Here is a 20,993-nt window from a genome sequence, read left to right on the forward strand (position 1 = left end):
GTAATACAGCTTTAATACTTTGCTAATCTTAATCCTCTTTACATCCATTTATGCTATACAGTAAATAAAACGGGTACTTCTAATCATAGTGTTTGTGAGTAATTTTTAACGGGTAGATTTTTAGTACTACACTTTTTAAATATAGGAGGAAACGTAAATGAATGATAAAACAGTTTATGATGTCATCGATATAGGTGTAAATCATCTACTATCTGTGTATGATAATTGGAACGTTGAACACGTATTAGATAAAGAAAATGATATATTTCCAAATACGTTACATTGGCAATTTGGACATGTGTTAACAATTTTCGATTCTGCTTTATCAATAGGTAGCCAAAATGCCATAGATGTCGCTAAATATACTAAACTATTTGGTTACGGATCTAGCCCTGCTAACTGGGAAGGACAAGATGTTCCAGCAATCGAAACGATTAAAGACAACTTAAAAACACTTCCTGAACGTGCGCGCAAACTAACAGATGAACAATTATCACAAGAACTTAAACAACCTATTGCTGGTTGTCAAACACTTAATGAATTATTAGTACTAAATGCCTTCCATGTTCCATTACATGCCGGTAAGATTGAAGAAATGACTCGCGTGCTTAAACACGACGAATAATTTAAAGGTCATCATTTATAGTTTACGAGAATATATTTGCGTATTATGATTGCGACTAGTATGTTGTGAAAAATTAAGACTATTATTTTAGACTAGTATTATTTAACTACCTTGTTTAGTGTAAAAATATGCAACATACTGATAAAATATTAATAAAAAACGCTTAATAGACGATATTCTTCACGTCTATTAAGCGTTTTTTATATCTTTATCACTTATGATACGGTAAAAAAGCTAAACAAAACATTATTGTTATCATGTCGATAGCTAAATATTTTATTAAATCCATACTGTTTTGAAAATATTATTTATGATAAGCGTGAGTTCTTTTGGTGATTCTGGTCTGCCTCTTTGAGCCCAATCTTGTAATACACCAAAAATGGCATTACTCATAAATATGATTAGTAAGTACTTTTCTTTATTTGTTAGTGAATTCGTATTTACTATAGGTACTAAACGAATTTCAATATTTTGTTGAAAATTTTTCTTTATTGCTTGATGGACAATGTATGCACTCTCATCTTTTAACAGTAGTAACAATAACTCTCCTTCATGAATCCAAAAATTTAATGCATATTCAAAAAACTGCATTCGTTCTATATGTTCTTTTTTTCTCAACCATCGTTTCGCTTTTTTTATCATTTCTTTTTGATATTGATATAAAAAATCATCTTTATTTGTATAATGTTGATAAAAAGTCCCTCTACTAATACCACTTTCTCGACAAATATCTTTGACGTTTATATCTTTATAAGGTTTATCTTCTAATAGTCGAATCATACCGTTTTCAATTTTAGTTAATGTTTTATATACACGTTTATCTACAATGTTTTCATTCATTTACTGATTTCTCCTAAACAATAATGACCAAGAGGTAAAAAAAGTTTAAAAAAATTGTCTGTGTGAAAATACATACTATATAAAAAAATAAGGAGTGTTAAGTATGGCTAATAAAATTGCAATTGCTGGTGCGGGTGCAATGGGAAGTCGTATTGGTACTTACCTAAAACAAAGTGGACAAGATGTGACATTAATAGATTACTGGAAAGATCACGTTCATCGAATAAATGAAAAAGGGATAGAAGTTCAAACTGAACATGATACTTATACTGTTGAAATGCATGCAACATTCCCTGAAGAGGTCAATCAAACCTATGATATTATTGTACTTTTAACAAAATCAATGCAATCTGAACAAATGATGCAAACTTTAAAAAATCAGGGAGCAATTAGCGAGGATACTGCCATCTTATGTATGATGAATGGTTTAGGCCATGACGAACGTCTATCACAATTCGTTCCAAAATCACAAATTTTCTTAGCCGTAACAATGTGGACAGCTGGATTACGTGGCCCAGGTCAATTGCTATTAGAAGGTGAAGGTTCAATCGACTTTCAACGTGCTGATGGTAAAAAAGACCCACGTACTCAAGACATTGCTGATATCTTAAATCAAGCCCATTTAAATGCCACTATCAGTAATGATGTATTTAAAGCGATATGGTCTAAAGCCACGCTTAACAGTGTTTTAAACCCACTGTGCACGATATTAGATAAAACAATCGGTGAATTGGGTGCTTATGATCATTCTAGAGCAATGATACGCCCAATCATTGAAGAAATTGTCGACGTAGCACATGCTAAAAATGTAGATATTCATATTAACGACTTAATCTCGAAAATTGAAGCAGCTTATCCTGATCATGCACAAGGTTTACACTATCCTTCAATGCATCAAGATTATAATCATGGTCGTTTAACTGAAATAGATTACTTAAATGGTCAAATTGTGGACTATGGTAAATCATTAGGTATGGCAACTCCTAATAATGAACTGATTACTCATATGATTCATCAATTAGAAATGAAGTTAAATATAAATGAATATTAAGTAATATGAAATGAACTAGGTCACTGTTGATCAAACAAGAACTGGATAACTCACTTAAATAAGAACAAGAAGGAATAGGATACAATCCCAATAATCCTAAAGACGACATCGGATGCCATCAGCCCACGGATGGTACTGGTAATTGTATAATAATTGTTTAAAAAATAGAAAGCGAATGTATGTACAGTATCACATTCGCTTTCTATTATTTTATTCAATAATATTAAACATTCAGTTATCAGCTAGACAGGAATTTAATCATTTCTAAATCTACATATGAGAATAATTGATTTTTACTTTGTTCTAATGTAGCAATTTTACTTTTATCTTCATAAGTTAATTTAAAACCAAACTCAAATTCTTCATATTCTGAAATATCTAATCAATCTGATATGAAGCAACATATTTTAAGTAATATGATATATTTTTGTTCTAAACTTGCTGAAAAACCGTATCACTTATAATATGCTTCTGCGTATCGTTTTACGATGCTTTTTTTACGGTACTTTTTTAATACTAGTCTAATCTTATGACGGCCGGTTCAATATTGAAATGTAGCCCTGCCCCTTTATATTCAATTTTGTATGGCATTTTAGTAGAGAGATATTGAAATTTAGATTTTTCTTTGTCAAAGTATTTCACTTTAATTGTTAAATCATTACCGTAAGAAAATGACTCTCCATTTTTCATTCTATATGAAGCATGTATAAATTCTCTCAAAATGAACGAAGGTAGTTTTACTTTTAAAACTTCATCAGGTTTAATGTAATTGAACTTTAATTCGGGACCCAAATATCCTTGAAAATCCTTAATTATTGGTTACATAGGAAATCCCAACGTTAGAAAAGCAGGATTGCAATCTGAGTGAACTATAACCCGAATAATGGACAGTTAATAAAAAACATCCATTATTCGGGTTTTTCTGTGCCCACTCAATGATCTTCTTTATAATGAAACAAAGTATTGGAACGGAGGCAGCTTATGGCACAGCATTTTTCAGCATTTGAAATGAAGCAGTTAGAAAAGAATCCAAATATTCTCAGAGTCTCAGAGCGCTCGATCACTTATCATCCGGAATTCAATAAGGTGACTGTCCAAACCTATCTTTCAGGGGGCACACCGGTGCGGATATTCATTGACCATGGATTTGACCTGGCGATTATTGGAAAAGAACAGCCGGACCGGTCCCTCAGCCGGTGGCGAAAAATATATGAAAAGCATGGTGAGGTCGGACTGAAAAATGATTCCCGGGGCAGAGGGGCCACAGGACGGCCATTCGACACGGCGCGCTCAGCAGCAGAAAAAATTAAAGCGGGCTGAAGCACGGATCAAATATTTAGAGGCAGAAAATGAATTTCTAAAAAAGCTCGAAACACGCGAAAGGCAGGCGAAGCATCAGAGACGAGACTAAAATCGTCTGAAGTATATGAACTGATCGAACAACTCCATCGCAAGCATCCACTTAAAAATATGGTATCCCACCTATGTAAGCTCTCGGGTGTCAGCCGAAGTGGTTATTACGCGTGGTTAAAAGGAGAGGCAGGCAAATGAGAATGAAAAATGACGACAAAGACGCGGCATTGATTGAAAAGATTTTTGATGCAGAAAAGGGAAAAGTCGGTGCACTACAAATCAAACTGTTTTTGGAGAACGATTACGGCATCATCATGAACCACAAAAAGATACGGCGATTGATGAAAAAATATCATTTAACCGCAACAATCAGACAAGCCAAACCGTACAGGCATATGTTGAAAGCGACGAAGGTGCACAGCACAAGCAAGAATTTGTTGGGCCGGACATTCAATCAAAATGAACCGGGCAAAGTGTATCTGACCGACATCACTTACATTTACTATGGAAACGGCCAAAAAGCATATCTCTCCTGCGTCAAAGACAGTATAACGAAAGAAATCATTACCCATGTGGTCTCACGCTCTCTAAAGATGGATATCGTCTATCGCATCCTCAAACAGCTGAATGAAACCGTAGAATTGTTTCATCCGTAAGCTCCGTAAGCAATGATATATTCCGATCAGGGCATCCATTATACCCACCCCGAGTTCCAGAACAGAGTCAAACAACTGGGTCTCCGCCAATCCATGTCCCATCGGGGAAACTGCTGGGATAATGCCCCTATAGAATCCTTCTTTGGTCATTTTAAGGATATGGTGGACCATAAAGCGTGCCAGTCCTTTAAAGAACTGAAGCATACAGTTGGTAATTATATCAATAAGTATAATAATGAAAGATATCAGTGGTGATTAAAAAAGATGACCCCGGTACAATACCGAGGTCATTTACTCGCAGCATGACGCTTTTTTTAACTGTCTAAATTATGGGTTACAGTTCAATGTTTGGTCTATTATTTTATTTTTAATAGTAATTATCGACGTCACATTATATGTATATTTCAGATCTAGAAGTGTAAATAAAAACAGTGCATCCGGATATTTTATGGGCAGACACATCCTGGCCGGTTTTGCTGTAGCTTCTACAATAATCATGAAAACTTATCAACCGAACAGCTCGTCGGACAAATTGGCCAGTGCTTTATTGCAGGTATGGAAGTTATGGAATGAGAAGTAACAGCAACAGTCGCAGTAGTGCTTTTGTGCTGGGTGTTTTTGCCTAAGTATTTAAAATACGGAATCATCACGATTTCAGAATTTATTAAAATGCGTTACGATGTTTTTACTAAAAGACTCGTATCACTTTTATTTATATTCACGTATATAGTATCGTTCCTGCCGGTTGTTTTATATTCGGAATCACTGGTGTTTAATCAGTTATTCAAGGTCAGCGAATCTCTGAATGTGAGCGATAATACTGCAGTTATTATTATCGCAGCGGTAATCGGCGCTGTCGGTATACTGTATTTATTTATCGGCGGACTGTCACTCAGTGCCTACAGTGATACACTGTACGGCATCAGCCTAATATTCGGCGGCTTGCTTGTCACAGTGTTTGTGTTTAAATATTTAGGAGATGAAAGCTATCTGCATGGCTTCGACCACATTGTTAAAGAAACTCCTAAGAAATTAAACGGCTGGGGTACAGTAGATTCAACGATTGTACCGTGGCCAACCCTGATGTTCGGGATGTTCTTTAATAATTTGTTTTTCTGGTGTACAAACCAGATAATTGTGCATAAAGCACTGGCTGCGAAAAGCTTAAAAGAAGCGCAGAAAGGCGCAATATACTTAAGCATATTTAAAATATTCGGTGCACTTTTCTTAGTACTGCCGGGTATTATTGCATTTAACATATTCCATAGAGATGTATGGAGTACAGCTGATAATGCATATCCAATGCTGATTAATACACTCTTACCTGAATGGGCCTTAGGTATCTTCGGTGCGATTATTTTCGGAGCCATATTGAGTTCATTTGTCGGGGCACTCAACAGTACGGTGACCTTGTTCTCACTCGACTTTTACAAATCATTTATAAATAAAAAAGTCTCAGGCAGAAGATTAGCAGTAGTGGGAAGAATCACAACTATAATTGTAGGTGTAATAGTAGTGATACTTGCACCGGTTATTTCGCTGTTCCCGTCAGGACTGTATGCGGTGGTGCAACAGTTTAACGGTATATACAGTCTGCCTGTTCTGATCCTTGTTGTAGTCGGATTCTTTGCGAAGAAGACATCGAAACTTGGTGCGAAAGTGACCTTTATTACACATATAGTTTTGTATACATCGGCAAACCTACTGTTAAGGGATGTACATTATTTATATATACTGAGCGTATTCTTCTTTATAGACCTTGCTGTATTACTGATATTTAACAAACTGTATCCATCGAATGAATTTGATTTAAGCAAAGACTTCTCAAAAGTGGATATGACACCTTGGAAATACAGATATGTCGCAGGAATTGCAGTCTTTGCAGTTGTTGTCGTCAGTTATATAATATTCTCACCGCTCGGAGTAGCGGCGTAGAAATGAAAGAACGGATGAAAATCCGTTCTTTTTTATTTTAGTGTAATTGTCAATTTTACGTAGAGTTTAAACTGTAATTGAAAATATCTGTAAACCCATATATAATAAGTGGTATGATATTAATGTGCATTTCAAGTTTAACAACGGAGGTTACAAATGGAAAACACTAGAAAGAAACCTTTAATAGGCATGCTTAGACATTTTGAAAATCCAAATACAATGGCTAAAGCAGCAGCTTTGTCTGCCGAAATGTTAGATTGTGATTTCTTCTTTTTTAATCCAAAAGATGTAGACATAAATCATAAAAATATAAATGGATTGTTTTTAAAGAATGGAGAATGGACCAGAATGGTAACTGAATTTCCGGATGTCATTGATAATTCGCCTTCAAAGAAAATATCGAAAAATATTTATCAAGAACTTGAAAAAACGATTCCGTTTACTATGCACAGAATAGGAAACAAGAATTTCGTGAACAAAAGGCTGATTAATGAAAGATATGCAGAGTTAGTAATCCCTTATAGAGACTTGAAAAATATCAATGATGTTAAGGAAATGCTGAGTGTACACTCGAGAATAATTATAAAACCTTCCGGTGGAAACCGCGGTAAAGGAATTATTTATATAGAAAAGAAAGATGATAAATATACAATAAGGGCCGCCGAAAATATAAATACATATAATGAAACAGAAGTTGAAAAATACATATATGAACTTACAAATAAAAATTATATTGTTCAGAAGTATATTTCTTCAGTGACTAAATCAAGTCTTCCTTTTGATATACGGATTCATGTAAGACGGGGAGAAGGGGGTAATTGGCAAAGTGTAAAAATTTATCCGCGAATTGGAAGCGGCAGAAGTGTTGAAAGTAATCTCAGTCAGGGAGGATCAATTGCAAAAATTGTCCCATTCCTTAAATACAATTTTGCTGAAAAATGGAAAGTGATACTCGACGAATTAAGAAAACTTGCTAAAGAATTTCCAGTATATTTTCAAAAGGGATATGATTATGAGTTAGATGCTTTAGGTTTAGATATTGGTATTGATGAAAATGGGAAGCTTTGGCTATTTGAAGTCAACTCATTTCCAGGATGTACAATGTTTGAGCTTGACGCTCAGGAAGTTGCCATGAAGTATGCGAAATATTTAGCATTGCAAGAAAAAAATAAGTTAACGGTAAATCAGATTGTAAAAAATGAAAATAAGAAACCGGTTATTGCTATGTTGTCACCGTCTAAAGGTATCAGCAAATTAAAAATGGCATGTGTCGCTGCAGCAAGTATGTATAATTGTGAGTTTTTCTATTTCACACCTGATGACATTGATTATGGAAATAAAATAATTCATGGAAAAACATACATAAATCATAAATGGGAAACTAAAGAATATTCATATATCCAAGATATTGATGTTGTATATGATCGTATTCGACTGGTGGGAAGAAAAAAATATAAGAAAATCTATGATACCTTGAGTCACATCCCTTTAACTCATAATGCATTTGGAGGTTCTTTAAATAAAATTGAGGTGTATGACAAATTTAAAGAAGAAGGTTCTTTAGCAGAATATATAATTCCTTATATTTATTATCAAAATACTAATGAAACAATTAAATTTATTAAAAAATATAAGAAGATTATCATAAAGCCCCAGATTGGTCTGATGGGTAATGATTTATATTATATTGAATTAAGTGACAAAAACTACAGAATTGTATATAAAAATAAAGAATTAAGTATGAATCAAGAAGACTTTGAACAATGGCTGAATAAAACTATAGATAAGAATGCTTATGTTGTCCAGAAGTATATTATGAGTCGTACTAAGGATTATCAAGCATTTGATATCAGATCGCATCTAATGCGGAACTACAATAATAAGTGGGAAATCGTTGTGATTTTACCGAGAATTGGGATTGAATTTGAGAAAATGACGCCAATGAAACTGGGAGGTTATACAGGTCTGTGGGAAGGTTTCATAAAGCGTAATTATGGCGATGAAAATTATGAAACTATTAATAAAAAAATGCGCTGGTTATCTAGAAGATTCACTGACTTATTTGAAAAATTATTTAAGACGAAAATAAGTGAGATAGGAATAGATTTTGCAATTGATGAGAATGGACATATCTATCTTTTAGAACTCAATTTAAGAAGACCAGGATTTCTCTATTATGAATTTGATGTTGCAAAAAGAGCAATCGGTTATGCAAAATATTTGTCTGAGATTAATAAAAAATAGTATGACAATTAATTTCTACTGAAAGAAGACTGAAACAATGGATTTACACTTAATAAATGAACTTAGCAATAAAGAAATTCATCAATCTTCTCATGGCACTGCCTGTCATTTTTGAGACAATAATAAAACACCCTCTAAACAGCCTTTTGTCGGTATTGTACTGGCAACTGGCTGTTTAGTTTCTTTTGAATACGGATATAGTTATAATAGTCAATATACTCTTCGACAATTTGTATTACACAAGCATTTGTTGTGCGATAGATTTCGTCGAGGTATAACGTTTCAGACTTTAGCGAGGAGTGAAACGTTTCGATGAGAGAATTATCAGCGGGCGTGCCTTTACGGGACATACTCATGGTAATTCCTTTCTTTTTGACTGTTTTTTGATAAGCATAAGACGTATAAACAGAACCTTGATCACTATGAAGAATACAGCCCTCTGGTAGCTCTGCTAGTTGATTTAGGGTATCCAATACGAAGGCTGTATCTTGTGTAGATCCAATAGTGTAACGATTTCACCATTGCATAGATCCTTTATACTCGAAAGATACATCATAGATTGACCAAAAGGCAAGTACGTAATATCAGTCACTAATCTTTCGAGAGGCTGTATAGCCGTGAAATCACGTGATACGATATTGGGTGCTACATATGCAGGTTATCCTGTTCGCTTGCGTTTTTTCAATTTAACACGGCACTGCCAACCGTTCTTCTGCATGACACGTTGTACCGTTTTCTCACTTACACCATGGTATAGACTGGCAATCATTCGATAGCCATAATGAAATTTATTCTTTTTACACAAGTCGCCAATCTGTTGGTCTCGTTCTTCTTTTTGTGTGTGCTGATTAGCTGTTTTACGCCAACGATAGTATGTAGATCGGGCTACTCCTAAGTGCAGGCACACTTTACTTACCGTCATTACTTCTTTTAACTCTTCTACTAGCTGATAACTGAACCACTACTTTTGGTACCACGTCCTCTCCAAGTCTCTGTACTTTTTTAAAATATCTACCTGTTGTCGCAAATACCGATTTTCTGCTTGAAGTTCAGCTGTTTCACTTTCATTTTCTGGTACTTTCCATACGTGTATTGCTTTCCAACAGGCTGTTGGAAGCGATGAAGTTCGCCATTACGATACCATTTCATCCATGTTTTGAGTTACGTTACATTACGGATGCATAGTTCTTCCATTACTTGCTTCACAGGAACACCGGCCAATCTCATTTCAATAGCTTTCATTTTCACTTCTGCTGGATAACTTACTCTCGTCGCCATAGAAAAAACACCTCCAAATTGATTTCATAAGGTTCTATACCCTATTTTCAACGAAAGGTGTTTTTATTTGTCTCATTTTTTTAGGTCAGTTCCTTCTGCGTATTAGTTAATGATGCGGTTTTTAATTATATAATTTCAATTAATAAGGTAATGAACAGTTTTTTGATAAATGTTATTCTTCTAAAATTCTTTTTAATTTACACACTAAAAAATATCCTCCTTAACAATAATAAGTTATTTAAATTATTGATTAAGGAGGATATTTTTATATCTATTTATTTCTCAATCTAGAACTAGATTTTTATCGTGCTTTCAGCTCATTTCCTGTCATCCATTTATGATTTTTAATGATTTTACCATTATCTTTGGATTTGTAATCAACCACGTAAACAGTAGTCTTCTTCACGTTATCTATATTGGCTGTAGCACCTTTCATACCAGACATATGATTTGCTTCTAATTTAACAGTATCGCCCTTACTAAATCCATCTTTAGGTGCATCTTTGATTTCTTCGTTTACGACCCATTTATGATTGTTTACTTTTTCATTGCCATTTGTGGGTTTATAACTTACAACATAGGCATATGTTTTATACGCACCTTTTACAGTAGCTTCTGCACCTTTCATCCCTGGCATATGTCCTGCTATAATCGTTACTTTATCTCCCACTTTAAATTCACCCTCATTCGTCGATTTCATATCTTCAGGAACTTTACTTTCATCATTATGCTTCATATGGCTCTCACTTTTTTGGTCATTAGTGTCTTTATCTTTTTTCACCATATTAAAATCTCCCTATTGATTAGTTTGTTACTTTTATTTGACCCATCATTCCATTATCTTCATGCTCAAGTATATGACAGTGAAACATGTATGTTCCAGTATTTTTAAATACAACCTCTATTTTAGCTTTTTGTCCAGGTTCCAAAGATATAACATCCTTTTTACCCCTCATATCTTTTGGAGGTTTCTCACCATCCACAGATAAAACTTTAAATTGCGTTCCATGGATGTGGAAAGGATGTTTCATACCACCCATTTTATCTTTGACATTTTCAATTTCCCATACTTCTTTCTGGTTTAACTTTTGTGTAAAATCTATTCTGTTAGGATCGAATTTATTACCATTAATGGTAACATGATCATTCATACCTTCTAATTTTATTTTTTTACTTACTTTTGGTGTATTACCTTTGTTAGAACTTTTCTCTTTGTTACTAATCGGTAAAATTACAGTTTTATCATTATCAACCAGACTGATTTTCTCGCCTTTCATTTTAGATAAATCTATTACTATTTCTTTTCTTTCTGAAGGAGCTAAATTAATTTCTTTTAATTTTTTAGCGTTTTTTAATTGACCGCCATCTGAAGCAATATACTCAAAACTTTGATTATTACTTAGCTTAAGATTTAAATCTCGAGCATTAGAACCATTTAAAAGTCTCAAACGTATTTTCTCTTCTTTTGTTGTCAGTTTGGGGTTTACTATTCCGTTCACAAGAACAGTATCACCTTGAGTGCCATCTTCGTCTTTCGTTTTTGAATAATTTAATTTTTTAGATACAAATGTTTTATCTTGGATTATTATAGGCAAATCATTTTTTCCATAATTACTAGGATAATTATTCTTTTTACTATCTTCTATATATAATAATCCTGATAAGCCATTATAAACTTGTTTAGCTGTATTTGGAGAGGGGTGGGGGTGATACCATAACGTAGCAGAATCTTGATTAACCTCAAATTTTATAGTTTTTTCTTTTCCTGGTTTTATAATCTGAGAAGGCCCTCCATCCACTTTTCCATTTACTTCTAATCCATGCCAATGAAATGTTGTATTTTCATCTAAGTTATTTATTAACTTAATTTTAACTTTATCTCCTTTTTTTAATTTTAAAGTTGGTCCAAGTAAATTTCCATTGTAGCCTAGAGTATTAGAAAAATTATTTTTGTAAAACTCTGTCTTTCCTTCCTGAGCTTTTAATGTATAATTTTTATAACCATTGTTATCTTTTTTTGACTCTGCAACTTTAGGAAATATTATTTCATTTTTTCCTTGTGAAGAATTTAATTTCTTTCTTTCGTCATGATGTTTCATATTTGTCATATCCATTGTATTTTTCTTATCTTCTTTCATATTCATCATATCATTCTTACTTTCTGCGAAAGTATCATTAGACGCAATAATTATTATGGAAAAAATTATAATTAAAATTGCAAAAACTTTATTATACATAAGGTTTACCTCTTTTATTTTAATTTTAATGTAAAAGCATTAATCGCTACTATAACTGTACTTAAAGACATTAATATTGCTCCTACAGCTGGTGATAATATTAACCCGATAAAAGCTAATGCGCCAGCTGCTAAAGGTACAGCAACAATATTATAACCTGCACCCCACCATAAGTTTTGCACCATTTTTCTCATAGTATTATTTGAAAGAGTCAAGAAATGAATGATATCTGATGGATTACTTTTAACAAGTATGACATCACCTGAATCCACTGCAACATCTGTGCCTGCACCAATTGCTATACCAATATCGGCTCTTATAAGACTCGGCGCATCGTTGATACCGTCTCCGACCATCATGACTTTTTTACCACTACGTTGATAATCTTTTATAATGCTTTCCTTATCTTCTGGCATGAGTTGTGCGTGGACATCACTAATACCTAATTCTTTTGCGACAGCGTGTGCCACTTCATTATTGTCACCTGTAAGCATGACTGGTGTAATATGTCTTGATAGTAAATCAGCTACCATTTGTTTTGAGCTTTCTTTAATTTGATCTCCTTGAGCAATCATGCCAATGACTTGTTGATCCTCAATTAAATAGCTGATTGAATTACCTTGTTGAGCTAATTTAGTAAACAAGTCATCGTCATAATTAAGTTTATGTTTATCAAGATAAGAGACATTTGTTATTTTATATGTTTTATTATCAATTAGACCTTCTAATCCGACACCTGGAATATTATTAACGTCTTGTGGATTAGTAAATGAAACATTTTTACTTTTCGCAAAATCAACAATACTTATAGCTAATGGGTGATTAGATTGACTTTCTAATGAGGCGAAAAGGCTTAATATTGTATCATTACTCAAATCATTTTTAAAGCTCTCATAATGATTCACAGAAAAGTTACCCTCAGTTAAAGTACCAGTTTTATCCATCATTACATAATCGATATGTTGAGCTATTTCTACAGACTCTCTATTTTTAATAATTAAACCATTATGTGCACCAATTGAAGTAGAACGTGCAGTGACTAAAGGTATTGCCAAGCCTAAAGCATGTGGACAAGCAATGACTAACACAGTTACAAGACGTTCTAATGCAAAATCAACATCATTTTGAATGAGCATCCAGACAATAAACGAAATCACGCCAACAATTACAGCAAAGTAGAATAAATAACCCGCTACTTTATCAGATAACAATTCAGCACTAGATTTATCATTTTGTGCTTGATTAACAAGTCCCATAACTTGAGAAAGATATCCATCTTCTCCCACAGCTGTAACCTTGACTTGTATTGTTCCAGACCCATTAATAGAACCCCCGATGACGTTGTCATTTTGATTTTTTTGGACTTTTTTAGATTCTCCAGTGACTAGGGATTCATCTATAGATGTTTGTCCTTGAACGATAATACCATCTGTTGGAATGCTTTCTCCGGCTTTTACTTCGACGATATCATCAGTCATGATGTCTGATATTTTAACTTCTTCGCGTTGGCCATTATCCATAACTTTAATCGCACTATTAGGTAATAGTTCTGCCATTTTCTTTAAAGCATCTCCAGCATTTCCGACAGCATTCATTTCTATCCAATGTCCTAATAGCATAATTAAAATTAAGGTTGCTAATTCCCAAAAAAAGTCCATTGTATGACCAGTTGCACTACTAAAGTTATTCATATAAAAAGCATACAAGCTATAAATATAAGCTACTGAAATACCTAGAGCAACTAAGGTCATCATGCCTGGTTTTTTTTCAGCAATTTCATCTTTACCACCAGACAAGAACGGTTTACCACCATAAAAGAATAAAATTGTACTTAATATTAACACTACCCATTCAGAACCTGGAAATGTGAATTGAAAAGGTAAGTTAACACCCATCAATGGCGATAAAAGAATGATAGGTATTGCAAAAATTAATGAAACAAAAAACTTAACTTTAAAATTTCCATGATGATGTGCATGGCCACTATGATGATGTGAGGCATGGTTATCATGATGCATTTGATTGGAATGATTCATGTGATTTTGATGATTATGCGCTTCACCATTATTATTCAAATTAACCCCTCCTAATAAAAATGTTATAGTAAAACTATTTATACTATAACATATACCCCCATGGGGTATAAATAGTTTCGATTTATCTCCATTTATGGATTTATTTATATCATTCTGAAAATGATGTCTACACGTCTTACATTAGAGCTTGTCATCGATGTTTAAAACAAAGCTTTAATTAAATGTATTATTGCAAAAAGTATCATCTATATAGATATTTGTCTATATAGATGATATTCTATAATAAAGGAGGGATGACATACATATGTCTTATAAGGAACTATCATTACAATTAAAAGTTTTATCAGATCCAAGTCGATTAGAAATATTAGACTTATTATCTTGCGGTGAATTATGTGCTTGTGATTTATTAGCGTATTTTCAATTTTCACAACCTACATTAAGTCATCATATGAAAATTCTAGTAGATAATGAATTAGTATCTACACGAAAAGACGGTACTAAGCGCATGTACCGCCTTAATCATAAGTCCTTAGAATTGATCAACAAAAAATTAACTTATATTAGTTCTCCTACTCAACAATGTATGTGTAAAAAGATAAAGACAGGTGAATGTAAATAATGACTATTTTAGCGATTATTATTTTTCTTTTAACTCTTATGTTTGTTATTTGGCAACCTAAGGGTTTAGATATTGGTATTACAGCATTGATTGGTGCTATTATCGCCATTATTACAGGCGTTGTTAGTCTCTCGGATGTTATTGAAGTTACAGGCATTGTTTGGAATGCGACTTTAACTTTTGTTGCAGTTATTCTTATTTCACTCATATTAGATGAAATTGGATTCTTTGAATGGTCTGCCATACATATGGTAAGAGCATCAAAGGGTAATGGCTTGAAAATGTTTATCTTTATCATGCTCTTAGGTTCAGTTGTAGCAGCCTTCTTCGCAAATGATGGTGCGGCTTTAATACTGACGCCTATTGTTTTAGCAATGGTACGTAGTTTAGGATTTGATAAAAAAGCGATATTCCCATTTATTATTGCTAGTGGTTTTATCGCAGATACTACGTCTCTTCCATTAATTGTTAGTAATTTAGTTAATATTGTTTCTGCTGATTACTTTGATATTGGATTTGTTGAGTACTTCAGTAAAATGATTATACCTAATATATTCTCTTTAATCGCAAGTATTCTTGTCTTATGGCTTTATTTTAGAAAGTCTATCCCAAGAAAATTTGATGCAGTAAATATTAGAGAACCAAAAGAAGCGATTAAGGACAAAAAGCTTTTTCATATCTCATGGATTGTACTCACTGTATTGCTAGTTGGTTATTTAATAAGTGAGTTTATAAATATTCCAGTATCAATTATTGCTGGTATCATTGCTTTAATATTTGTATTATTAGCACGTAAGTCTAAGGCTGTGCATACGAAACAAGTAATTAAAGGTGCGCCATGGAATATTGTTTTATTCTCTATTGGTATGTATCTTGTGGTATTTGGTCTAAAAAATGTGGGCATCACAACGCTTCTTAGTGATGTACTAACAAATATTTCAAATTACGGCTTATTTAGTAGTATCATGGGCATGGGCTTTATAGCTGCATTCCTTTCATCCATTATGAACAACATGCCAACTGTTTTAATAGATGCAATAGCGATTGGTCAATCTCAAACAACAAGCATACTCAAGGAAGGCATGATTTATGCGAATGTTATCGGATCTGATTTAGGACCTAAAATAACACCAATTGGTTCGTTAGCAACACTTCTCTGGTTACATGTGCTTACTCAAAAAGGTGTTAAAATTTCTTGGGGACAATACTTTAAAATCGGTATTATTATAACGATTCCGGTATTATTTATCACACTGTTAGGGTTATATCTAACACTTATTATTTTCTAAAAAAAGAGGAGACTATTTATGGATAAAAAAACAATTTACTTTATATGTACAGGTAATTCATGCCGTAGTCAAATGGCTGAAGGTTGGGCTAAGAACATCTTAGGTGATGAATGGCAAGTATATTCTGGCGGTATTGAGGCACACGGTGTCAATCCAAAAGCAATCGAAGCGATGAAAGAAGTTGGAATTGATATATCAAATCATACTTCTAATTTAATTGACCAAAATATACTACATCAATCTGATTTAGTAGTAACTTTATGTAGTGATGCTGACAAGAATTGTCCTATATTGCCGCCGAGTGTAAAAAAAGAACATTGGGGATTTGATGATCCAGCAGGCAAACCTTGGTCAGAATTCCAACGTGTTAGAGATGAAATCAAAGCAGCCATTGACTCATTTAAGGCTAGATAAATTTTAAGCGTCTCAATATCATTGAGACGCTTTTTTTAATATGCCATTTTAGACGATTACAGAGTTTTAAAATGATGAGCACACTTTAACTTTATTAAAATTCCCTTCTATTAAGAACGTTGAACGACTCAATGTGAGTTATTGCAATACACTATTTTTAATTTTCACTTTCTCACCGGTTTTAATTTTATCGTATTGCTTTTTCGGGACAACAACTAAACGTTTGCCTTTATTAGTTTGAACGGTAATGGTATATAATTTCTCATGCGCTTTCATTTGTTGTTTCAACATATTTTTTTGGTATTCAACACGATTGGTTTTATTTTTATACATACCGGATGTAATAAAATAAAAATATAACCAATTATTATAATATGAAGTGGCCATAAATTGTGACGTATATGAAGCTCCTGGTCTATATCGATGTCTTGTAGACACCATTGATCGTGCTTGTTGAGACTGAATTTTACCAGTGTCTTGTTTGAATTTTGATGTCTTGTTATTATATGTAATACTATTTGTTCGACTAGCTTGTTGAGCTGCACGCTGACTTGATTGTTTTGCAACTCGTGAAGCATTCATTGTACTTGAACGACTCATTGACGAACTTGAAGACGTTGAACTTCTAACCGCAGAAGATGACGAACTACTACTCGAACTTGAGCTACTAGTGCTTGAGGTTACAGCTTCTAAATTTGTAGACAATATACAAAGCGAAGTCACATTAAAGATTATCATTATACTTATCATTTTTAATACTTTATACTTCACCCACTCACCTCTTACTCTTTAGACACTTCATCTTTAGCAGTAACTTGTCCTTCAATATCGTCATCGCCATAAATCATATATGGTGGACGATAGACATGAATCTTTTTGCCATCTTTAATTATATAAGGCTTTTTATTTCCATCATTTAAAATATGTTCATAAACGTGTTCTAAATCCGTCTTTTGTAAATGTGATTTACCATTTTTATCTTTATATTTTATTTCCACATTGGGTGTATCTTCTGAACCATTATTTAGCACTTCATAATACTCATATGTATATTTCTCTGACTTTTGACTATCTTTAGAAGGTTCTTTCTGCTCTCCTGATGTTCCGCAAGCCGCTAAAATAAAGGATAAACCCAATAGACTAGCTAATAATATTATCTTTCTCATAAACACCCTCCTCTACTCATTTGCATTGTAACATTCTTAGTCCATTCATTTCCAAGTGAGTGATACATAACTTATTTTATCTTTAACACTTTTATATACATTTTAATATATCAATTGTGAGTTATTTCATTTTTAATTATTTTTGTTAAACTATATTTAAAATCATCGATCACTTTTACTTATAAGTTTAACTTTTAAATACAAAATATGATGAGTAAGGAGAGATAGCTATGTCAATATGGTTTGTTTTATTACCTTCACTATCTTTTTTAGCCGTTATGATCATAGGGTATATTTGTACTAAAATCTTTATTCGCTAATATACGGGTCGCCTTATACTATCGCTATACTTCACTTATTGTGTTTGCTTATTGATCACACATTGTAAGTAAATGGCTAGTAATATTTCTTTCTCTACTCTAGTGCTGTGAATGTGTATAGTGTGTTTTTCGCCTCTTTTTTTAGTTCGCTTGCTTTTTGAAATATCTAAAAAACTACGCTTTGCGGTTAATACTACGTCATTCTCAAATGTAATTTTGGTTTCATTACTAAAAAATGGATTGCTTACATCAAACACCTCAGATTTGTAATTAAACGTGTAAGGAATTTGTTGCTTTCCCCCACTTTTAAAGAACTGTTTCATCTCAAGTGTACCTACTTCTTCATTATTCAAATACATCGTATATTGATGTCTATTCGCTACCCCATGTTTACGAATTATTTTTACATCGTTCTCACTAGAAGTCATATATATACTATATTTTGTTTGAATACCAAAGAGACTCAATAATTTATGAAATATATTAACAAAAACGGGTTTATACGTTATTGTTTCGTTACCATATATCACATTGCTTTGATTCTCAATGATATATAAAGGCATTTGTACAAAGAATTCTCCCGCTTCAAAATCTTTATTATTATTGAGACGTTTATTAATGAGTGAATGCTTTTTTTGTAAATGTTTTCTAAAAAGCAAAACGCCTACTATAATTATAGTAACTATTCCCCAAACTAACCATGTACTCCAAAGTGGAACCTTGAACAATGATGATTTTCCCACAAGTACTAAAAACGTGTTTATTAAGTTAAATATGAGAAGCACTATCCATATCAGTGCTTCACGAAACATCATCATTACCCATTTCTCCTTTATTTAATAAGTAAGTTTATAATATATCACACAATCTATTTTTTTATTGCTTTTGTGGGATACTTTTACGTATCAGTTAATGATGCGTTTTTTTATACTTATATGTATTTTAATGGTTCTCATACTTTTTTATATGAATTTATTGTATCACTAACTAATCATCTTATTGAAAGACAGAAACGTAATTATTAGTTATTGCGGAATCTGAAATGTAAAGTTTCTGAATACGTGAAAAAAGACAAATTCTATTGAGTTGTATAAAATTTATCTCTACCTGTTAATTATATTTTGGGTTAGATTATTTATTTTTCATGTGTTCTTCTTTCACTCTCACAAATATCACGTCATGACCTATTTTTAGAATAACTATTTCTATCATTTTTACCAATTTCAATATATTTTTCTAAATCTGTAAAATTTATATTTCTATTTCTTGAATCCAATGTTCACTTAAAAATAAAGTTTAAAACTTGTTCTAAAAATTCCGTTCTAGACAATTTCTGTGTATGTTTTGAGTAATAGTAGAAGTCTGAAGAAAAACAATTGAGCATTACATCAACCTTAAAGTCAAGACTTTCAATATTCTTTTTTTAATTGCAATTTAATCAAATCAGCTAGTGAATGATAAAATGGAATATGGATTAAGGATCCAGCAGGGTTTGATGACTTTTTAATAAACGATAGAATTGTAAAGTTTGTCTCTTTTAAATTCAAAAAATAGCTTAAAATTCCAAAAACACGTTGATAAGGAGAATTATTTTTATGTTTTTCTAAATACGTATCAATTTCTTGAAACATAGCTTCAACCTACTTGTCCATAACTGATTCGCATAGACGTGCCTTGCTCTCAAAATGTCGATATAATGTCCCCCCACCTACACTAGCATGTTTAGCAATATCTGACATCTTCATTTCTGTAATATCTATATTGCTATGTGATAACTCAATTGTTGATGACATAATTATATTTTTATTTCGTCTGCATCACTTCTAATTTTTTTTGGTCCCCGTGTCAAACTTAATATCCCTTTCCTTATTTAATGTTTTATTTCCAACGATACTTAACAATGATTTACAGGCAATTATTAACCAATCTCTATTAAAATGAATATCATACTACTTACAATAAAACTAGAGCATCCTTCACTTTTACGGTGAGGGAAGCCTTATTATTTATTTTTTTATTATTACTATTAATATATTTATTCTTAATACAATCAAATATGAGAATTTTATAGGTTTCATAGTAAGAGTAATCAATCGAGAATAACAAGAAAATGAGAATTAGTATGTGATGAATTAATTGTTAAAATAAAGTGTTCACAGTGAATGATGACTTATTCGTTATTTATATTTATAATGCAAATATATGAGAAAATTTTGGGAGTGGAATTATGAAACTAAGAGCATTAGAGTATAGTGATTTACTTTTTGTTCATGAATTAAATAATGAATATTCTATTATGGCTTATTGGTTTGAAGAACCTTATGAATCCTTAACGGAACTTCAGTATTTATTTGATAAGCATTTATTAGATGAATCGGAAAGACGTTTTATCGTTGAAGATGAAAATCAAGTCGTAGGGATTGTTGAATTAGTAGAAATTAATTACATCCATCGTAATTGTGAAATACAAATAATTATTAAACCTGAGTTCAGTGGTAAAGGTTATGCAAAATTCGCATTCGAAAAAGCGATAAATTATGCATTCGATATATTAAACATGCACAAAATTTATCTATATGTTGATACAGATAACAAAAAAGCTGTGCATATATACGAGTCACAAGGATTTAAAACTGAAGGATTACTCAAAGAACAATTCTACACTAAAGGTAAATATAAAGATGCCTATTTTATGTCATTATTGAAATCTGAATATATTTTGTAGCATAAAAAATAACTCATATATTTATTTAGGTAGGTTCAAAACTAAATTACTAGAACGGGTTTCATTCGAATATCCATTAGAGGAATAAATAAAATTAAAAGAGAATTTGGATTTGTATGAATGGCACTCAATATAAGAAAAGTAGCAGCTCAATTGATCTGAAAATAATCAAAAAATTATAAAAAAGACAATTTCTATATTA

General features: G+C 32.4%; 17 protein-coding genes and 3 pseudogenes. 9 read left to right on the plus strand and 11 right to left on the minus strand.

What is annotated here, in order from left to right:
* Positions 1–157: 157 nt before the first annotated feature.
* Positions 158–625 (plus strand): bacillithiol transferase BstA, encoded by a 468-nt coding sequence (locus HMPREF2647_RS10330; protein ID WP_049382185.1) that lies wholly within the window; start codon positions 158–160, stop codon positions 623–625.
* A 279-nt stretch (positions 626–904) separates the two neighbouring features.
* Here HMPREF2647_RS10330 and HMPREF2647_RS10335 read toward each other — a convergent pair whose 3' ends face one another.
* Complete coding sequence (locus HMPREF2647_RS10335; protein WP_049379060.1) at positions 905–1,465, minus strand: TetR/AcrR family transcriptional regulator; 561 nt, start codon at positions 1,463–1,465, stop codon at positions 905–907.
* A 103-nt stretch (positions 1,466–1,568) separates the two neighbouring features.
* Here HMPREF2647_RS10335 and HMPREF2647_RS10340 point away from each other — a divergent pair, with 103 nt between their 5' ends.
* Positions 1,569–2,516, plus strand: a complete 948-nt coding sequence (locus tag HMPREF2647_RS10340) for a ketopantoate reductase family protein (protein ID WP_070860061.1) — start codon at positions 1,569–1,571, stop codon at positions 2,514–2,516.
* 516 nt (positions 2,517–3,032) lie between these two features.
* Here the strand turns inward: HMPREF2647_RS10340 and HMPREF2647_RS10345 are convergent.
* Entirely contained in the window at positions 3,033–3,308 is a 276-nt protein-coding gene (locus HMPREF2647_RS10345; RefSeq protein ID WP_070860063.1) for a hypothetical protein, read from the minus strand.
* A gap of 189 nt (positions 3,309–3,497) precedes the next feature.
* On the opposite strand from HMPREF2647_RS10345, the pseudogene HMPREF2647_RS11640 reads away from it, so the two are divergent.
* The 3 genes and pseudogenes from HMPREF2647_RS11640 (at position 3,498) to HMPREF2647_RS10365 (ending at position 8,704) form a co-directional block, all read left to right on the plus strand.
* Positions 3,498–4,780, plus strand: a pseudogene (locus HMPREF2647_RS11640) (IS3 family transposase).
* A gap of 100 nt (positions 4,781–4,880) precedes the next feature.
* Positions 4,881–6,460 (plus strand): annotated as a pseudogene (locus HMPREF2647_RS10360) (solute:sodium symporter family transporter).
* A 156-nt stretch (positions 6,461–6,616) separates the two neighbouring features.
* Complete coding sequence (locus HMPREF2647_RS10365) at positions 6,617–8,704, plus strand: YheC/YheD family protein (protein WP_070860067.1); 2,088 nt, start codon at positions 6,617–6,619, stop codon at positions 8,702–8,704.
* Between the two features lie 134 nt (positions 8,705–8,838).
* Here HMPREF2647_RS10365 and HMPREF2647_RS10370 read toward each other — a convergent pair.
* The 4 genes and pseudogenes from HMPREF2647_RS10370 to HMPREF2647_RS10390 form a co-directional block, all read right to left on the minus strand.
* Positions 8,839–9,982, minus strand: a pseudogene (locus tag HMPREF2647_RS10370) (IS3 family transposase).
* Positions 9,983–10,283: 301 nt separating this feature from the next.
* On the minus strand, positions 10,284–10,766 hold the full coding sequence (locus HMPREF2647_RS10380; protein WP_070860068.1) for a YdhK family protein: 483 nt from the start codon (positions 10,764–10,766) through the stop codon (positions 10,284–10,286).
* Positions 10,767–10,785: 19 nt separating this feature from the next.
* Positions 10,786–12,219, minus strand: a complete 1,434-nt coding sequence (locus HMPREF2647_RS10385) for a multicopper oxidase family protein (protein WP_070860070.1) — start codon at positions 12,217–12,219, stop codon at positions 10,786–10,788.
* A gap of 14 nt (positions 12,220–12,233) precedes the next feature.
* Positions 12,234–14,294 (minus strand): heavy metal translocating P-type ATPase, encoded by a 2,061-nt coding sequence (locus HMPREF2647_RS10390; protein WP_070860072.1) that lies wholly within the window; start codon positions 14,292–14,294, stop codon positions 12,234–12,236.
* A gap of 265 nt (positions 14,295–14,559) precedes the next feature.
* Between HMPREF2647_RS10390 and HMPREF2647_RS10395 the strand changes: the two genes are divergently transcribed.
* The 3 genes from HMPREF2647_RS10395 to arsC are packed head-to-tail and all read left to right on the plus strand — an operon-like array spanning position 14,560 to position 16,580.
* Entirely contained in the window at positions 14,560–14,877 is a 318-nt protein-coding gene (locus HMPREF2647_RS10395; protein WP_070860075.1) for an ArsR/SmtB family transcription factor, read from the plus strand.
* A complete protein-coding gene (arsB, locus tag HMPREF2647_RS10400; RefSeq protein WP_176746926.1) occupies positions 14,874–16,166 on the plus strand; it encodes an arsenite efflux transporter membrane subunit ArsB in 1,293 nt (430 codons plus the stop codon). The genes HMPREF2647_RS10395 and arsB overlap by 4 nt, the downstream gene beginning before the upstream one ends.
* 18 nt (positions 16,167–16,184) lie before the next feature.
* On the plus strand, positions 16,185–16,580 hold the full coding sequence (gene arsC / locus HMPREF2647_RS10405) for an arsenate reductase (thioredoxin) (protein WP_070860079.1): 396 nt from the start codon (positions 16,185–16,187) through the stop codon (positions 16,578–16,580).
* Positions 16,581–16,718: 138 nt separating this feature from the next.
* Here the strand turns inward: arsC and HMPREF2647_RS10410 are convergent, their stop codons facing one another.
* The 5 genes from HMPREF2647_RS10410 to HMPREF2647_RS11645 form a co-directional block, all read right to left on the minus strand.
* The gene (locus HMPREF2647_RS10410; protein ID WP_037541471.1) at positions 16,719–17,351 is read right to left on the minus strand and encodes a hypothetical protein; all 633 of its coding nucleotides are present in this window, start codon (positions 17,349–17,351) and stop codon (positions 16,719–16,721) included.
* Between the two features lie 11 nt (positions 17,352–17,362).
* Positions 17,363–17,746 (minus strand): hypothetical protein, encoded by a 384-nt coding sequence (locus HMPREF2647_RS10415; RefSeq protein ID WP_002488496.1) that lies wholly within the window; start codon positions 17,744–17,746, stop codon positions 17,363–17,365.
* Between the two features lie 355 nt (positions 17,747–18,101).
* Positions 18,102–18,884 (minus strand): hypothetical protein, encoded by a 783-nt coding sequence (locus HMPREF2647_RS10420; RefSeq protein WP_070860081.1) that lies wholly within the window; start codon positions 18,882–18,884, stop codon positions 18,102–18,104.
* 591 nt (positions 18,885–19,475) lie between these two features.
* A complete protein-coding gene (locus HMPREF2647_RS11545) occupies positions 19,476–19,697 on the minus strand; it encodes a hypothetical protein (protein ID WP_229716406.1) in 222 nt (73 codons plus the stop codon).
* A gap of 9 nt (positions 19,698–19,706) precedes the next feature.
* Positions 19,707–19,859 carry a TetR/AcrR family transcriptional regulator gene (locus HMPREF2647_RS11645; RefSeq protein ID WP_229716404.1) on the minus strand — a complete coding sequence of 51 codons (153 nt, stop codon included), beginning with the start codon at positions 19,857–19,859 and terminating at the stop codon, positions 19,707–19,709.
* A 434-nt stretch (positions 19,860–20,293) separates the two neighbouring features.
* Here HMPREF2647_RS11645 and HMPREF2647_RS10430 point away from each other — a divergent pair, with 434 nt between their 5' ends.
* On the plus strand, positions 20,294–20,791 hold the full coding sequence (locus HMPREF2647_RS10430) for a GNAT family N-acetyltransferase (RefSeq protein WP_017175155.1): 498 nt from the start codon (positions 20,294–20,296) through the stop codon (positions 20,789–20,791).
* The last annotated feature ends 202 nt before the right edge of the window (positions 20,792–20,993 follow it).

The organism is Staphylococcus sp. HMSC035D11, from assembly GCF_001836075.1.
GTDB classification, from domain to species: domain Bacteria; phylum Bacillota; class Bacilli; order Staphylococcales; family Staphylococcaceae; genus Staphylococcus; species Staphylococcus hominis.

Bases quoted from the DNA above. Each gene is read 5' to 3' on its own strand.
- HMPREF2647_RS11545 (WP_229716406.1), bottom strand. From the start codon at position 19,697: ATGTTTCAAGAAATTGATACGTATTTAGAAAAACATAAAAATAATTCT.
- HMPREF2647_RS10340 (WP_070860061.1), top strand. From the start codon at position 1,569: ATGGCTAATAAAATTGCAATTGCTGGTGCGGGTGCAATGGGAAGTCGT.
- HMPREF2647_RS10330 (WP_049382185.1), top strand. From the start codon at position 158: ATGAATGATAAAACAGTTTATGATGTCATCGATATAGGTGTAAATCAT.
- HMPREF2647_RS10430 (WP_017175155.1), top strand. From the start codon at position 20,294: ATGAAACTAAGAGCATTAGAGTATAGTGATTTACTTTTTGTTCATGAA.
- HMPREF2647_RS11645 (WP_229716404.1), bottom strand. From the start codon at position 19,859: ATGTCATCAACAATTGAGTTATCACATAGCAATATAGATATTACAGAA.
- HMPREF2647_RS10385 (WP_070860070.1), bottom strand. From the start codon at position 12,219: ATGTATAATAAAGTTTTTGCAATTTTAATTATAATTTTTTCCATAATA.
- HMPREF2647_RS10415 (WP_002488496.1), bottom strand. From the start codon at position 17,746: ATGAGAAAGATAATATTATTAGCTAGTCTATTGGGTTTATCCTTTATT.
- HMPREF2647_RS10420 (WP_070860081.1), bottom strand. From the start codon at position 18,884: ATGATGATGTTTCGTGAAGCACTGATATGGATAGTGCTTCTCATATTT.
- arsC (WP_070860079.1), top strand. From the start codon at position 16,185: ATGGATAAAAAAACAATTTACTTTATATGTACAGGTAATTCATGCCGT.
- HMPREF2647_RS10380 (WP_070860068.1), bottom strand. From the start codon at position 10,766: ATGGTGAAAAAAGATAAAGACACTAATGACCAAAAAAGTGAGAGCCAT.
- HMPREF2647_RS10395 (WP_070860075.1), top strand. From the start codon at position 14,560: ATGTCTTATAAGGAACTATCATTACAATTAAAAGTTTTATCAGATCCA.
- HMPREF2647_RS10365 (WP_070860067.1), top strand. From the start codon at position 6,617: ATGGAAAACACTAGAAAGAAACCTTTAATAGGCATGCTTAGACATTTT.
- HMPREF2647_RS10335 (WP_049379060.1), bottom strand. From the start codon at position 1,465: ATGAATGAAAACATTGTAGATAAACGTGTATATAAAACATTAACTAAA.